Genomic DNA, 15031 nt, shown 5'->3' with positions numbered 1-15031 from the left:
CGCACGGAAGGCGTCGCAGAATGATGCTTAAAGCGTAGCGCCTGCTACGCCGTTAATGGAATGGTTTCCCCAGCCCCCGGTAACTGTTCGTGCAAGACACCCCGCCTGCGCCTTCCCCCTCCGACCGCTCACGCCGCGAAGCCTTGCGCGATGCTGCGGTCAAGATCGTCAGCATCCTCGTCCTGGTGTTCAGCATCGCGGCGGCGGCGGCCTTCTGGCACTGGATGCAGGCACAGCCCCAGCAGCTGCACCAGGCGGCGGTCGACGAGCACGCCCATGCGCTCAGCCATGAGATGCAGCAACAAATGCAGCAAGCCAGCCTGCTCTTGGCCGCGCTTGAACTGGCCGATCACAGTGGCGCGAATGACAAACAAGCCGCTGCTGCCAGCACGCCTTCGCTAGGCAAGCTGCTATCCGGCGGTTTCAGTCCGCTATCACCGATCATGCTGCTGCAGTTCGATGCGCCGGACGCCGGTGGCCAGGCTCGCGTGCTGTTGCGCTTTGCCGACGCCAAAGAACGCAATGCGCGCAGCACAGAGGAACTCGAAGCCCTCGCCCGCGAAGCAGCCCGTGCGGCGCGCGAACAGGGCCTGCCCAGCCTGGTCGGCCTGCCGGTGGCCGGCCAACACGCGCTACCGATTGCCGCACTGGCACATGCCTGGCGCCATGGTCAGGCGACGGTGCTGATCTTCGACCCGCAGCGCTGGCTCAATGCCAGCACGGCCGGCCACAGCAAATGGATTGCGGCCGAGCTGCTCACCGCCAACGGCCAGTTCTCCGCCGCCAGACTGGCCGAGGATAGGCTACTGAGCAGCACCCGCTTTCCACGCATCAGCCCCTCGCTGCAGCTGCGCGTGTATGCCCACCACTTTGATGGCAGCAGCCTGCCGGCCAATCTGGGCGCTGCCGCCATCGTCGTGTTCGGTGCGCTGATGGCAGCGCTGGCACTGTTGCTGGGGGCACGCGGCAATCAGGCGCAGGCCAGTGCGTCACGCGTCGAACACGCGCTCAGCGAGAGCGAAGAGCGCATGCAGCGCGCCCTGCAGCTGACCCAGGATGGCATCTGGGAATTCGATCTGCAGACGCGCGCCTTCCACATCTCGGAAAAGGCACAGCTGCTGCTCGGCTGGGTCGAGGAGCAGGCGCCGAGTGCGGCGGCCGCACTGCGCCAATTGCCGCGCCACTGGCGGCGCGAAGTGCTTGCCTTGCTGCACGTGGCGGCCCAGGTCGATACCGCCCGCGAGCTGAAATTTCCGCTCAACGACGGGCTCACTGCGCGCTGGCTCAAGCTGCGCGTGCGCGCCACCCGCGACGCGCTGGGACAGCGCCGTCTGCTGACCGGCAGCCTGGCCGATGTCAGCGATGAATTCGCGCAATCCGCCGTGCATGAACGCTACCGTGCGATGCTGATGCGCGTGCTCGATGCCATGCCGGTGCCGGTCACCGTGCGCGCCGCCGACCAGAGCACACAGATGATCAACGAACGCTATGCCATCGAGCTGATGGCAACGCTGGATCAGCCCGCGCCGTCGTTCGAGCTGGCCCGCCTGCTTGAACGCCTGCAGGAGCAGGGCATCGAAGCCATCGCCAGCAGTGAGCCACAAGTCAGCCATGCCTGGCTGACGACCCTGGGTGGCGACCGGCGCTATCTGCGCTTCACCCACGTGGTCTGCGACGGCCTCGATGGTGAGCCGAACATCGTTACCACTTACGAAGACCTCACCGAAGTGCAGCGCCAGGCGCAGCAGCAGTCCTTGCTGCGCAGCTTCCTGCAGGATGTTTTCGATGCCGTGCCGCACCCGCTCTACGTCAAGGACAGCCAGCACCGCTACATCATGACCAATCGTGCGCAAGCCGAATCAGTCGGCGCCGAGATGGCGGCGATCATCGGCAAGCGCTCGGCCGATTTCGTCAGCACCGACGCAGCAGAAGCCATCGAAGAGGCCGAAGAACGCTTGTTCAGCCGTGGCGGCAACGAAGTGCTCGAAGGCGAATACGTACTGCCGCACAGCACTGGCACGACCGTGCACACCATCATCCGCAAGGCGCTGTGCGTCGATGCCGATGGCAATACGGTGCTGGTCGGCATCAATACCGACATCAGCAAGCTGCGCGAGGCCGAGGCGGGCTTGCGCCGGCACCGCGACCAGCTCTCCGAACTGGTGCGCGAACAGACCATCGACCTGGTGCGCGCCAAAGAAATGGCCGAACGCGCCAACGAGACCCGCTCGGCCTTTCTCGCCAGCATGTCGCATGAGCTGCGCACGCCGATGCATGCCATCCTCAGTTTTGCCCGCCTGGGCGAATCACGCGGCGAGCAGTTGCCGGCCAACAAGCTGAGCCAGTATTTCAACCGTATCCGCGTCAGTGGCGAGCGCCTGCTGGTCATGCTCAATGAATTGCTGGATCTGGCCAAGCTCGAATCTGGCCACTTTGTGATGGAGATGCGCAGCAACACGGCCGAGCCCATCATCCGCGAGATATGCGCCGAGATGGATGCCTGGCTGAGCGCCCGCAATATGCGCTTGAGCTACCAGATCGAAGCCGATCTGCCGCCAGCCCGCCTGGATGCGGGACGCATCGGCCAGGTGCTGCGCAACCTGCTCGCCAACGCCATCAAGTTCGCCCCAGAAGGCAGCTGCATCACGCTTGGCGCACGACACAGCCAGCTGGGTGGGCAAGCGGCGCTGGAGCTGAGCGTCGCCGACGAAGGCCCGGGCATCGCCAAGCACGAGCTGCACAGCATCTTCGAGAAGTTCGTACAAAGCAGCTACAACACGCCCAGCATGGGCGGCACCGGTCTGGGTCTGGCGATCTGCCGGCAGATCGTTGCGGCCCATCATGGCCAGATCTTCGCCAGCAATCGCGCATCCGGCGGCGCGCAGTTCATTGTCCGCCTGCCGCTTGAAACACCATCGCGCATCGCCGACGATGCCGGTGCAATCCTGTTCGAGAGGGTCGGCTCATGATGGCTTCGTTACTGGTGGTCGATGATGAACCCCTCAATCTTGAAATCATCAGCGAATTCCTCGACGGTGAAGCCTATTCGCTGACACTCGCCAGCAGTGGCGAGCAAGCCTGGGCACTGCTCGACGCACAACCTCAGGGTTTCGACGCGGTGATTCTCGACCGCATGATGCCGGGCATGAGCGGCATCGAACTGCTGCATCGCCTCAAGAGCGACAGCCGCCTGGCCCAGATACCGGTGATCATGCAGACGGCCGCCGCCGCTGCGGATGAAGTGACCGAAGGCATTGCCGCTGGCGCCTATTACTACCTGGTCAAACCCTTCGAGCGCGGCACCCTGCTGAGCATCGTGCAGGCCGCGCTGGAGGACGCCTCGCGCTGGCACGACCTCAGCCAGCGCATGTCGCACAATATCCTGGCGCTGAGCCTGCTCGACGAGGCCCATTTTGCGATGCGCACTCTGGCCGAGGTCGAGGCGGTGGCGGCTCTGGTCTCGCAGCTAGCGGCCGACCCTGGCACCGCCCTGATCGGGCTGGCCGAATTGCTGGTCAATGGTGTCGAGCACGGCAATCTGGGCATCGACTTCGCCGAGAAATCCCGCCTGCGCCACGAAGACCGCTGGTCCGAAGAAGTGGAGCGGCGCCTGGCACTGCCGGACAATCTGGACAAGCGTGTGCGCCTGCAGCTGTTGCGCCAGCACGCGCACTGGCAGATCACGATCAGTGACGACGGCCCCGGCTTCGACTGGCGCAGCTTTCTCGAAGTGGCGCCGGAACGCGCCTTTGCGCCGAACGGCCGGGGCATCGCACTGGCGCGTAAGCTGGCGTTCACGCAACTTGAATATCTTGGCACAGGCAATCGCGTCGTCCTGCTGATGCCTGTCGCCGCCCGCTCGCCGCTGTGAGGAACGACATGCTCGCCCAACACAAAACCTTCAAGGTCCTGGTCGCCGATGATGCACAGTCCAATCGTGCTGTGCTGCGCGCCTACCTTGGGCGGCTAGGCTTCGAAACCGTGCTGGCCGAGAACGGCGCGCAAGCCGTCGCCTTGTTCGAACGCAGCAAGCCCGACATCCTGATCATCGACCTGATGATGCCGGTGATGGATGGTTTCGAGGCGATGCGGCAAATCCGCAGCCAGCCCAGCGAGCGCTGGGTGCCGATCATCATCATCTCGGCGATGGACGCCGAGGGCGACTTCGTGCGCGGCCTCGAATGCGGCGCCGATGACTATCTGGCCAAGCCTGTCTCCTACCAGCTGTTTGCCGCCAAGATGCGCAACATGGCGCGCGCGCTGGACTTCCAGCGCACCCACGAAGAGGCGCTCAAGCGCGAACGCACGATTGCCGACGCGGTCATCGACGGCATCATCAGCTTCGATGCCAGCGGCAATATCCGCGACCTCAACCGCGCGGCGCGGCAGATCTTCAAGGTCAGCGCCGAGCAGCTCAGCGGTCGCCACTTCGCCTCGCTGATCGCCGAAGAAGTGCGCCCGGCCTTTGCGCTGGCGCTGGCGCGCAGCCTCGAACACGGCGCCGGGGAGTTCATCGGCCGCGTCGCCGAGATCACCGCCTGCACGCCGGACGGCCGCCGCTTTCCGATGGAGCTGACGATCAGCCCGCTGCCCACCGCCGAGCGCCGCCTGTTCATCGGCGTGGTGCGCGACATCAGCGAACGCAAGCGCGTCGAGCTGCAGCTGGCCGAAGACGCGACACGCCTGCGCCAGTACCACGACGAGGCCGAAGCCGAAGCCGAACTGGCCCAGCAAATCCTCGAACGCCACATCGCCAGCCAGGGCCAGCAAACACATGGCGTACGGCAATGCGTGTGGCCGACCGCGCGCTTTTCGGGCGACATCGTGCTGGCAGCGCGCGGCCCCTCCGGCAAGCTCTACGGCCTGCTTGCCGACGCCACCGGCCACGGCCTGGCCGCCGCGCTGAGCGGGCTGTCCGTGGTCAATCAATTCCACCAAGCCGTCACCAACGAACACCCGGTCGCCCGCCTGGTCTGTGCGATGAACGAATCCCTGCGCGCCCTGCTGCCGCCGGGGCGCTTTGTCAGTACCGCCATCGTCTGCATCGACAGCCCGGCGCGCAGCCTGCAGATCTGGCTCGGCGGCGTGCCGGATGTGCTGCGCATCGACGCTCAGGGCCGCCTGATGCAGAGCTTCAGCTCGCAGCACCTGCCGCTGGGCATCATCGAGATGGAAGCGGCCGAATGCGAGCCGGAGACTTACACCTGGCAGGATGAGGGTGAATGCCTGCTGCTCTGCTCGGACGGCGTACTCGAAGCGGCCGTCCCCGGCGGTGAGGAATTCGGCCAGGCCGGCGTGCTCAAGGCGCTCGCTGGCGCGGGCGAGCAGGACGCACTGGAGGTTCTCAACACGGCACTGAGCGAGCACCTGCAAGGCCACAGCGCGCACGACGACGTCTCGTTCCTGCTGCTGGACCTGGCCTGATCGACCTTGCGGGTCACCTGCGCGAGGCAATGCCCAGTGCGCTAATGCGTGGCTAGGACGCCGTGCGCCACACCGTACGGGCGCCCTCGGTGGTCGCGGTGCCGACGCCCTCGATACTGGTCACTTGCGCTTTCTCGGCCAGTTCGACGATGGGGATGCCCAGACGATACTCGGCCTCCATCAGCTCCAGCAGCGGCAGCAAGGAATAGGTGAGTTCGCGCAGGCGCTTCTTGACCTCGTCCGGGCTGCCCGAGCGCAGCTGGGTCAGGGCGTGATCGACACTCACCGCCAGGCGGCTGAAGCGGCCGATATTGTCGGCGGTGACTTCGCCCGACTCCGACACCACGCGATTACCGCCGAGCTTGCGCCCATCGGCCACACGCTGCGAGGCGGCCTGCAAGAGCTGCTCCAGCGACACCGAAGCGTCGCCATGCGCGCTGGCCAGGCCCACCGTCAGGCTGACGCGGATGCGGTGCTCCTTGTAGGTCATGACGATGGTTTCGATGGCGCGGCGCAGGCGCAGGGCGAAAGCGCCACAGGCATCCAGATCGGCCGAAGGCGAGATCACGGCAAACTGCCCCTCGGCCAGATGGGCGATGGTGTCTTCCTTGCGCACCTTGGCCGAGAGCAGCTTGGAGAGCTTGCGATGCACCAGCTGGCCAATGTTGTGGCCGTACTCGCTGCACAGTTTGTCGTAGTGATCGACCTCGATCACCATCACGCTGACATCGCCACGATTGCGCCGCACCAGCTGCTCGCGGCTCTGTTCGAGTTCGCGCCGCGTCGAAGCCAGCTTGGCCAGCGCCTCCAGGCGCGCCAGCAACTCGACGCGCGGCGTGCCCTTGCTGATGAAATCAGTGGCGCCCAGTTCCTGCGCGCGCATACGGGCTTCGTTCTCGTCTTCGCCGGAGATGATCAGCACCGGCAGGCAATTGATGCGCGCCAGGCGCGAGCCGCGAATGCGCTGCAGGAGGCCGAAGCCATCAAGGCGCGGCATGCCGATGTCGGAGATCACCACCTCGATGCTCGGGTCCAGCAGCAGGGACTGCCAGCCGGCTTCGCCATCGACCTCTTCACGCACATCGAACTTGTCGCGGATCTGTTTGATCAGCGAGGCACGCACCATGCGTGAATCATCAACGATCAGGATGCGCGGCAGCTGGGCGCTCTCTTCAATCATGCCTGTCCCCCGTTGGCGGCCGCCTGCTCTCCAGCCACACGCAGCACCACGCGACCATGGGCCTTGCCGGCCAGCAGCTCGTCAAAGATCTGCGGCAGCTCGTCGAAGTCACGCGCCACGGCAATGTTCGCCAGCTGGCGCGGCCGCAGGTCACTGGCCAGGCGTGACCAGGCGCGCTCGCGCACGGCAAAGCCGGCATAGCCCGAATCGATGCCGAGCAGGCTCACCCCACGCAGCACGAAGGGCATCACCGTGGTATTCACATCCACCCCGGCCGCCAGACCGATGCTCGCCACCACGCCGCCGGGCTTGGTGGTGCTCAGCAACCAGGCCAGCACGCTGCCGCCGAGGTTGTCGATCACACCGGCCCACAGGCCTTTGTCGAGCGGTTTGAGAATCGCCGGCATGTCGCCACGCAACATCACTTCGCTGGCGCCCAAGGAGCGCAACCAGTCGGCCTCGGCCGGCTTGCCGGTCAGCGCGGTGACCTGATAGCCGCGCGCCGCCAGCATGTCGATGGCGAGGCTGCCGACGCCACCGGTGGCGCCATTGACCAGCACCGGCCCGGCCTCGGGACGCAGGCCATTGTCTTCCATGCGGCTGATCGCCATCGCCGCCGTCAGCCCGGCCGTACCCAGCGCCATCGCCTCGAACAGGCTCAGCCCGGGCGGCAGCGGCAAGACCCAGCCGCCCGGCACCAGGGCGTACTCGGCATAGCCGCCGTGATGCGCCACGCCGAGGTCGTAGCTGGTGACGATGACCTTGTCGCCGGGGCGAAAACGCGGCGCAGCACTGCTCACCACCTCGCCGGCCAGATCGATGCCGCCCACGCAGGGGAAGCGCTTGACGATGCGCCCACGCCCGGTGGCCGCCAAAGCATCCTTGTAATTGACGCTGGAGTAGATGACGCGGATGAGCACATCGCCGCCATCGAGTTGCGATTCATCGAGCTGCACAAAGCGGCCGCTTACGCCGCTCGGCGACTGCTCGATGAGAAATGCTTTGAAAGACTTCACACTGATTGCTCCTTCGGGCTTGCGCAGGCCATCACGGGGGAGCCGACAGCATCATGCGCAGGACGCGGGCCATCATCATGCCATGCAGCCCGCTGCCCGCACCGCTCAGTTCGGGTAAGCACATGATTGCGCTGGATCATGCCGCGCCGCAGATTCGCTCGGCGCCCGTTCATAGGGCCCTCAAGCTTTGCGGCAGGATGTCGATAGTTTTCATGCAAGCCACCGAGGCACCGCTCCATGATTGAAAAGCCACTTACCTCTATCGACAGTTACATCGCGTACTTTAGCCAGCAGGCCCTGCCCGTGCTGCGCAGCACCGTGCGCGAACTCGATGAGCTGCGCGCCGACGAAGAGAACGTCAGCGGTCGCAGGCTGGCGGCTGTGGTGCTGAGCGATCCGCTGATGACCCTGCGCGTGCTCTCCTACCTGGAGACGCATCGCGGTGTGCAGCAGAACCACGACATCACCACCATCGAGCGCGCGATCATGATGCTCGGCGTCTCGCCCTTCTTCGCCAAGTTCAGCGATCTGCCGACCGTCGAGGCCCAGCTGGCGCGCCACCCGCGCGCCCTGCTCGGCGTGCTGCAGGTCATCGGCCGTGCGCGCCGCGCCGCCAACTGGGCGCATGACTGGGCGATCATCCGTCACGATCTGGATGTCGATGAAGTCACCGTCGCCGCCCTGCTCCACGACGCGGCCGAAATCCTCTGCGGCTGCTTTGCGCCGACGCTGATGCTGCAGATCGCGCAGACCCTGCAGGCGCAGCCGGGCCTGCGCAGCGCGACGGCGCAGAAAGATCTGCTCGGCTTCACCATGTACGAGCTGCAGTTTGCGCTGGTCAAAGCCTGGCGCCTGCCCGAGCTGCTGATCACCCTGATGGACGACACCAATGCCGCCAGCCCGCGCGTGCGCAATGTGGTGCTGGCCACGCGCCTGGCGCGCCACGCCGCCAAAACCTGGCACGACCCCGCCCTGCCCGACGACTACACCGACATCAGCGAACTGCTACACATGAGTGTCGAGCAACTGGTGCATCGCCTCGGCGTGCCCGAAGACGCGCCGATCCGCAAGGACGGCGGCAGCGCCGCCTGAACCGCCACGCCCGCAGCGCCGCGTTCCCGTTCATCGCGCGCATCGCCCTTGCATAGGCTACCCCTGCAAGCTGGCGCTACAATCCGGCGGCAAACCCCTGCATCCCACACACGAGGTCGATGATGAGTACTGGCACGGCAATCTTTCTGGGCATCCTCATCCTCGCCCTGCTCTACGCAGTCGTCATCTACAACGGCCTGGTGCAGCTCAAGCATGCGGTGGCCAAGGCCTGGGCGAATATCGACGTGCTGCTCAAGCAAAGACATGACGAGCTGCCCAAGCTGGTCGAAGTCTGCCGCCAGTATCGCGACTTCGAACAAGCCACGCTGGAACGCGTGATCGCCGCACGCGGCCAGGTCAGCAGCGCCAGTGCGCAGCAGGACATGAACGCGCTGGGCAATGCCGAAGCGCTGCTGCGCGCGAGCACCAGCCGCCTGTTCGCCGTCGCCGAGGCCTACCCCGACCTGAAGGCCAACGAGCACTTCATGCAGCTGCAGGCACGCATCACCACGCTGGAGAACGGCATCGCCGACCGCCGCGAGCTCTATAACGAATCGGTGAATCTGTTCAATGTGCGCATCGAGCAGTTCCCGGATCTGCTGATCGCCCGCGGCTTCGGCTTCAGCGCCGCCGCGCTGCTCGAATTCGCCAGCAGCGAAAAGAGCGACGTGGACCTCGCCACGCTGTTTGGCACGCGCAGCTGAGCCCAGCGCTTCGCCACGTGAAGGCCTTTGTCCGCCGCCACGGCCTGCAAGCGCTGATCTTCGTCGCCCAGGTCGCCCTGCTGTCGCTGGCGGCGCATGCGCAAAGCGGTACCGCCGCCTGGCTCGCCGTCTTGCTGCTGGCCGTGCTGAGCCTGGCCGGCTGGTTGCAGGCGCTGAGTGTCCTGCGCCATATCAGCGACACCCCGCTATCGCGCATCGCCAGCGCGGCCCAGGGCTATGTCGCCCTGCACGGACGCGGCAAAACCCTCGCCGGCCTGCCCCTGCTCTCGCCCTACAATGGTCTGCCGGTGCTGTGGTACCGCCTGAAGATCGAAGAGCGCAACAGCGACAACGACTGGCACGAATGCAGCGATGAAACCAGCGATGCCTGCCTGCTGCTCGACGATGGCAGCGGCCACTGCGTGATCGATCCCGCTGGCGCAGAAGTTCACTGCACTCGCCGCGAACACCAGACGCGCGACCGGCTGCGCTACACCCACTGGTGCATCCTCGAACACGAACAGCTCTTCGCGCTCGGCGATTTCCGCACGCGCAGCAGCGAGCATCTGGCACAGACCGAGCGCGAGGCCGTCAAACAGATCCTCAGCGACTGGAAGCAAGACCCCGCCGCGCTGCGCCGCCGTTTCGACCTCGACCGCAATGGCGAGATCAGCCCTGAGGAATGGGAACTGGCCCGCGCCCAGGCCCAGCGCGAAGCACGCCAGGCACGCATCGAGGCCGACCAGGCCGCCAGCCTGCACCTGCTCGCCTGCCCGGCGGACGGCCGCCCCTTCATCCTCTCCGCCGTCAGCAGCGGGCGCCTCAAGCTGCCGCAGCGTGCCTGGTGCGCGCTGCACATCGCGCTCTTCCTCTGCTGCTGCTTAGGCTGCGCGCAGCTGCTGCAACACGGCACACTGGCCTTCTGAAAGCCGGCGGATTAAGCTAACCGGCTCAGTAAAGGATTCCCCCGCCCGCCAGCCTGACGCAGGCCTGAAACCCCATCCGTTCGTCTCAAAACGCATCGCCGGAGTCACTCCATGCCCGTCCAGCACGAATACGTCTTCGCCCCGCCCGCCACCACCAGCCTGCCCGTCACCGGCGGCAATGCACGCTTCCCGGTGCGCCGCATCTACTGCGTCGGGCGCAACTACCTGGACCACATCCGCGAACTGGGCAATGACGAGAAAGAGCCGCCGATTTTCTTCACCAAGCCGCGCGACGCCATCGTGCAGGACGGCGACACCATCCCCTACGCGCTGGCCACCGAGAACTACCACTTCGAGCTGGAACTGGCTGTCGCCCTGCACTCGGGCGGCTACAACATCGCCGCGCAGGAAGCCCAGCGCCACATCTTCGGCTACGCCATCGCGCTCGACATGACGCGCCGCGACCTGCAGAAAAAGCTCGCCGACAAAGGCAAGCCCTGGGATGTCGCCAAAGGCTTCGACCACAGCTGCCCCTGCGGCCCGGTGTTCCCGGTCAGCCAAGTCGGTCAGCTCAGCAGCGGCCGCATCCACCTCGCCGTCAATGGCCAGACTCGGCAAGACGCCACGCTGGAGCAGATGATCTGGGGCGTGCCCGAGATCATCGCCGAGCTCTCGCGCCATTTTGAACTGGCCGCCGGCGACCTGATCCTCACCGGCACCCCGGCCGGCGTCGGCCCGATCCAGCCCGGCGACGTCCTCGTCGGCAGCATCGACAAGCTCGGCCAGCTCACCACCCTGATCGGGCCGAAGCTGGTGTGAGGCAGGACGGAGTGCTGCGGGCTGAAAGACGAAGAACGCTGCAGCACCCCGCATCAAAACCTGTCCAGCGGGCTCTTCACCGCCAGACCGCCGCGATTGAGCACGTGGGTGTAGATCATCGTCGTGCTCACATCCTGATGGCCCAGCAACTCCTGCACCGTGCGGATATCCTGCCCCGCCTCCAGCAGATGCGTCGCAAACGAATGGCGCAAGGTATGCGGCGTCACCGGCTTGACGATGGAAGTCGCCGCCAGCGCCCGCCGCATCGCCCGCTGCACGCGCTGTGCATCCAGATGATGGCGGCGCACGATGCCTGAGCGCGGATCGGTCGAGAAAGTCGGCGCCGCGAATACGTACTGCCAGCCAAAGGCGAACTCCGCCGTCGGATACTTCGCCGCCAGCGCATGCGGCAGATACACCGAACCACGCCCCGCCGCCAGATCCGCCTCATGCTCCAGCCTGCGCTGGCGCAGCTTGGCGCGCAAAGGCTCGATCAGGCTCTGCGGCAGCATCGTCACCCTATCCTTGTTGCCCTTGCCCTCCCGCACCACGATCTCGCGCCGGCTGAAATCCACATCTTTCACGCGCAGCCGCACGCCCTCCAGCACGCGCATGCCGGTGCCGTAGAGCAGGCGCAGAATCAAGGCGAACTCCGGCTCCTGCACCGCGCCCAGCAGCTGAGCCACCTCCTCCTGCGTCAGCACGCAAGGCAGGCGCACCGGCTTCTTGGCGCGCGTCACCTCGTCGAGCCAGGGCAAATTGGCGCCCAGCACTTCCTTGTAAAGAAACAGAATCGCCGACAAAGCCTGCGACTGCGTCGCCGCCGCCACATTGCGATCGACCGCCAGCGAAGTCAGAAAAGCCTCGATCTCCGCCTTGCCCATGTCATTCGGATGGCGCCGGTCATGGAAAAGGATGTATCGTTTGACCCAGCCCAGATAAGCCGCCTCGGTCCGAATGCTGTAATGCTTCAAGCGCAAACGATCCCGCAGCTGATCCAGCAACTTCGGCGCAGAACCCACCGCCGGCAAGCCTTGAGCATCGGAAGTTTTATTGGTCACCATGAAATCAAGTAAACCAAAAACACCAAGTCAATTCAATCACTTGCCCGTCAGGGCAGATTGACCAATAAAACAGATTTTGTTTTTATTAATGTCTACTTAACGTTATGCCCCATGATCAACGCCTTCGCATCCGCTCTCGACAGCTTTGGCAATCGCCTTGTCGAGCATCCTAGTCAAGAGCGTGCTGCCATCTTCGGCCTCATCGTTGATCACTTGCGCTACAGCCTTGGCGAATTCCTGCGCGTCCGTGACCTTGATGTTCGGCACAGATGCCCCACTGACACCGTCCCAAAAATCCGGGTGATTCTCGGCCGCAAAACGCAGCGTGCCAATGCTCACCTGCATATCAATCCAGCTCATACCGCGCACTTCGCAGCGTAGAGGCATAACTTTGCAGTCGAGTTGGACCGCCCCTTGCGGCGCTTCGTTGTTCGGTTGTTGCTCCATGTCCGTCACTCCTGTTTCGGTTCGTGAGGGCGGCCCCTCACTTCCACGTTAGGCCTAGCCTCTTCCTTTTAAACAGGAGTTTGAATCATGAGCATGTGCGATAAAGAAGATGATGGTTTTACTGGCTTTCTCGAACAGATTGTCAATCTTGAAGGCCTTGACGGCGCAGCACTTGGCATAACAAAACTCGTGATAGAAAAAGGCGAAAAGGCCCTGACGGAAAAACAACGCTACGTGTTTAAGAAACACGTTCTTGATGAATACACTGTCGAAGCATGCGCCAGATGTGGAAGCAATGTCCCTTGGTCTGAAATGTACGATGCAGCCACTGAGCACGGCCTTTGCAACTATTGTTGGCACATGACCAGCAAAGACGATTAAACCGCCATGCATTTTCGGCCTAACCATTCCGTCGAGAGGGACCGCCCACAAGCTGCGCTTGTGGGTTCCCTTCGCGGCTTCGCCGCTACGGCGGCCCCTCACGTCAAACGTTAGGCCTCTGAATCTATGCAAATGCCCAAACACCTGATATGCACTCTTGGAGTGATGTCACTCCTATCAGCATGCGTTGGCACGCCTCACAAACAGCCGACTGAAGTAACTTCCCTTGAAGTCTCCGTATACAAGGTAGGCATCAAAAAAGGATGTGTAGATGCGGGAGGCCGCAAAGGGGATGACCCTACAAAAACAAGCAACTTCTGCTCATGTGTCGTTCAAACGCTAGAGCATGAAATGTCGCAACCAGAGTGGCAGTCAGCAACGTTTTACTCTCAACAAAGGCAAGGCTCTCTTGAGCAAGGCGTCATCGCCCCTTACATGGCAAAAGTACAGGCCTGCCGCTCCAAGTAACCCAATAAGTCCAGGCCATGCCAGCCAGCACACCCTTCCACTACGCTGCCCTGCCTAACTGTCGGTTCAACGCGGACGCGAAGCTTGTCCGACTTTTGTGGACATTCAAACCTAACGGTAGCGGTTGTGTGCTCAGAATGATTAGCATCTGTCACCAGCCTAACCGGGCGGTCAAGCGGACGCCAACAAGGGCAATGGCTTCGCCATTTTCATGGCCCTTGTTGGTGCCCTGCGCACCTTCGGTGCTCCGGCGCCGCTTACCTCAGCGTTAGGCGGATATGGCTTCAATCGCCCACGAGTCATACGTTCAGTCCGTTCGCAATCGTGTCTATGTCGTCGCACTTGGCATGCTTGATGGGAGCATCCCGTTTCTAGAAGGAGCAATTACACTGGCCTCACTTCGCCATGAAGCTGCGGTTGAAGATAGCGATGAAGATTTTTTGGCGTTTGTAGCCATCGCGTCTGAAACAGACGATCTGCCTATCGGCCAATCTCGGAAACACTGGTCAGTCGAAGCGCTCGAAAAACATCAGCCTCTTATTGAAAAGGCAACACAATGGGCCAAAGAAGTTGGCACCGCACCTTGCCAATCGCTTGTGTCCAGGTTCAACAACAAAAACACCTTCGGCTAATGAAAAATCCGCGCAGTCTCAACGTTGAGGTGCAATACACCTATGCAAAAATCGCCTAACAATTCCGTCGAGAGGGACGGTTTGCAAGCTGCGCTTGCAAATACCCTCCGCCGCTTCGCGGCTCCGGCCGCCCCTCACGTCAAACGTTAGAGGTCTTGCTCAAGATCCGTCCTTTGTGTGCATAGGTCGCAGGTAAAAATGAAAGCTCCAAATTACGTTTGGGTTTGTCATGTCTGCCAGGCATCAAATGCAGCAGGTACAGAAGCGTGCGCCTCCTGCGGGTTCAAGGCAGCCGCGTCTGGCAAAGAGATTGAAAATGCAAAAGGTAATTCTAGGGAGTCATCGGTAACCGAGTTAGGCGCTAAGGTTTTGTTGGCAATCGTCGCTGCGCCGATCGTTCTGATACTCAAGATCGCGTCATTTAGCGCACCCATTTGGTTAGTGGTTCTTGTGGCAGTTGCAGTTCTTGTGGGCTGGCTGTTCAAAAACATCGAAAGGTGGAACAGTTGACCTCTAACCCTGCAGTCGAGAGGGACAGCCTGCAAGCTGCGCTTGCAGGTTCCCTCCGTGCTTCGCACTCCGGCTGCCCCTCACTTCCACGTTAGAACTCTATGTCTTGCGCGCTCTGTCTGAAAGACAAAGTCTTACGGAATTCCCACATCATCCCTGAGTTCTTGTACGAGCCTCTTTATGACGAAAAGCACCGTCTCCACATGCTTTCAACAATCCCCGAGCAAAGAAACAGCTTCGAGCAAAAGGGGCTTAGAGAAAAACTTTTATGTGATGACTGTGAGCAAAAGCTGAATCGCCCCGGGTTTTCTAGACAGTCCCGAGCCTCATGAAGTACTGCTTTTCGTAGTCTACCGGAGACATGCCAT

General features: G+C 63.0%; 14 protein-coding genes. 10 read left to right on the top strand and 4 right to left on the bottom strand.

Translation table 11 applies throughout. The annotated features are described in order from the left end of the window. Positions 1 to 89: 89 nt before the first annotated feature. The 3 genes from ABDB84_RS19045 to ABDB84_RS19035 are packed head-to-tail and all read left to right on the top strand — an operon-like array spanning position 90 to position 5424. The gene (locus ABDB84_RS19045) at positions 90 to 2969 is read left to right on the top strand and encodes a PAS domain-containing sensor histidine kinase (protein WP_345921368.1); all 2880 of its coding nucleotides are present in this window, start codon (positions 90 to 92) and stop codon (positions 2967 to 2969) included. After that, positions 2966 to 3871: a response regulator gene (locus ABDB84_RS19040; protein WP_345921367.1), complete on the top strand. Its 906-nt coding sequence runs from the start codon at positions 2966 to 2968 to the stop codon at positions 3869 to 3871. The genes ABDB84_RS19045 and ABDB84_RS19040 overlap by 4 nt, the downstream gene beginning before the upstream one ends. Before the next feature lie 8 nt (positions 3872 to 3879). Then, a complete protein-coding gene (locus ABDB84_RS19035; RefSeq protein ID WP_345921366.1) occupies positions 3880 to 5424 on the top strand; it encodes a SpoIIE family protein phosphatase in 1545 nt (514 codons plus the stop codon). 52 nt (positions 5425 to 5476) lie between these two features. On the opposite strand, the gene ABDB84_RS19030 is transcribed toward ABDB84_RS19035, so the two are convergent. Beyond that, positions 5477 to 6604 (bottom strand): diguanylate cyclase, encoded by a 1128-nt coding sequence (locus tag ABDB84_RS19030; protein WP_345921365.1) that lies wholly within the window; start codon positions 6602 to 6604, stop codon positions 5477 to 5479. Beyond that, positions 6601 to 7620 carry an oxidoreductase gene (locus ABDB84_RS19025; protein ID WP_345921364.1) on the bottom strand — a complete coding sequence of 340 codons (1020 nt, stop codon included), beginning with the start codon at positions 7618 to 7620 and terminating at the stop codon, positions 6601 to 6603. The genes ABDB84_RS19030 and ABDB84_RS19025 overlap by 4 nt, the downstream gene beginning before the upstream one ends. A gap of 237 nt (positions 7621 to 7857) precedes the next feature. Here ABDB84_RS19025 and ABDB84_RS19020 point away from each other — a divergent pair, with 237 nt between their 5' ends. The 4 genes from ABDB84_RS19020 (at position 7858) to ABDB84_RS19005 (ending at position 11161) form a co-directional block, all read left to right on the top strand. Next, the gene (locus ABDB84_RS19020) at positions 7858 to 8712 is read left to right on the top strand and encodes an HDOD domain-containing protein (RefSeq protein WP_345921363.1); all 855 of its coding nucleotides are present in this window, start codon (positions 7858 to 7860) and stop codon (positions 8710 to 8712) included. A 122-nt stretch (positions 8713 to 8834) separates the two neighbouring features. Further along, the gene (locus ABDB84_RS19015) at positions 8835 to 9416 is read left to right on the top strand and encodes a LemA family protein (RefSeq protein WP_345921399.1); all 582 of its coding nucleotides are present in this window, start codon (positions 8835 to 8837) and stop codon (positions 9414 to 9416) included. Positions 9417 to 9433: 17 nt separating this feature from the next. Next, positions 9434 to 10342, top strand: a complete 909-nt coding sequence (locus ABDB84_RS19010; RefSeq protein WP_345921362.1) for a hypothetical protein — start codon at positions 9434 to 9436, stop codon at positions 10340 to 10342. 111 nt (positions 10343 to 10453) lie between these two features. Next, the gene (locus ABDB84_RS19005; RefSeq protein ID WP_345921361.1) at positions 10454 to 11161 is read left to right on the top strand and encodes a fumarylacetoacetate hydrolase family protein; all 708 of its coding nucleotides are present in this window, start codon (positions 10454 to 10456) and stop codon (positions 11159 to 11161) included. A gap of 53 nt (positions 11162 to 11214) precedes the next feature. Here ABDB84_RS19005 and ABDB84_RS19000 read toward each other — a convergent pair whose 3' ends face one another. Then, complete coding sequence (locus ABDB84_RS19000; RefSeq protein WP_345921360.1) at positions 11215 to 12225, bottom strand: integron integrase; 1011 nt, start codon at positions 12223 to 12225, stop codon at positions 11215 to 11217. A 102-nt stretch (positions 12226 to 12327) separates the two neighbouring features. Then, positions 12328 to 12672, bottom strand: coding sequence for a hypothetical protein (locus ABDB84_RS18995; protein ID WP_345921359.1), 345 nt, complete (start codon positions 12670 to 12672; stop codon positions 12328 to 12330). A gap of 87 nt (positions 12673 to 12759) precedes the next feature. On the opposite strand from ABDB84_RS18995, the gene ABDB84_RS18990 reads away from it, so the two are divergent. From ABDB84_RS18990 to ABDB84_RS18980, 3 genes are all read left to right on the top strand, one after another. Next, entirely contained in the window at positions 12760 to 13053 is a 294-nt protein-coding gene (locus tag ABDB84_RS18990) for a hypothetical protein (RefSeq protein ID WP_345921358.1), read from the top strand. Between the two features lie 746 nt (positions 13054 to 13799). After that, on the top strand, positions 13800 to 14153 hold the full coding sequence (locus ABDB84_RS18985) for a DUF2489 domain-containing protein (protein WP_345921357.1): 354 nt from the start codon (positions 13800 to 13802) through the stop codon (positions 14151 to 14153). A gap of 198 nt (positions 14154 to 14351) precedes the next feature. After that, complete coding sequence (locus ABDB84_RS18980) at positions 14352 to 14663, top strand: hypothetical protein (RefSeq protein ID WP_345921356.1); 312 nt, start codon at positions 14352 to 14354, stop codon at positions 14661 to 14663. Positions 14664 to 15031 lie beyond the last annotated feature (368 nt).

It is taken from the genome of Uliginosibacterium sediminicola, from assembly GCF_039631295.1.
Classification (GTDB): Bacteria; Pseudomonadota; Gammaproteobacteria; order Burkholderiales; family Rhodocyclaceae; genus Viridibacterium; species Viridibacterium sediminicola.
The sequence above is the reverse complement of the archived record's forward strand: the minus strand, read 5'-3'. Positions and strand labels throughout refer to the sequence as shown.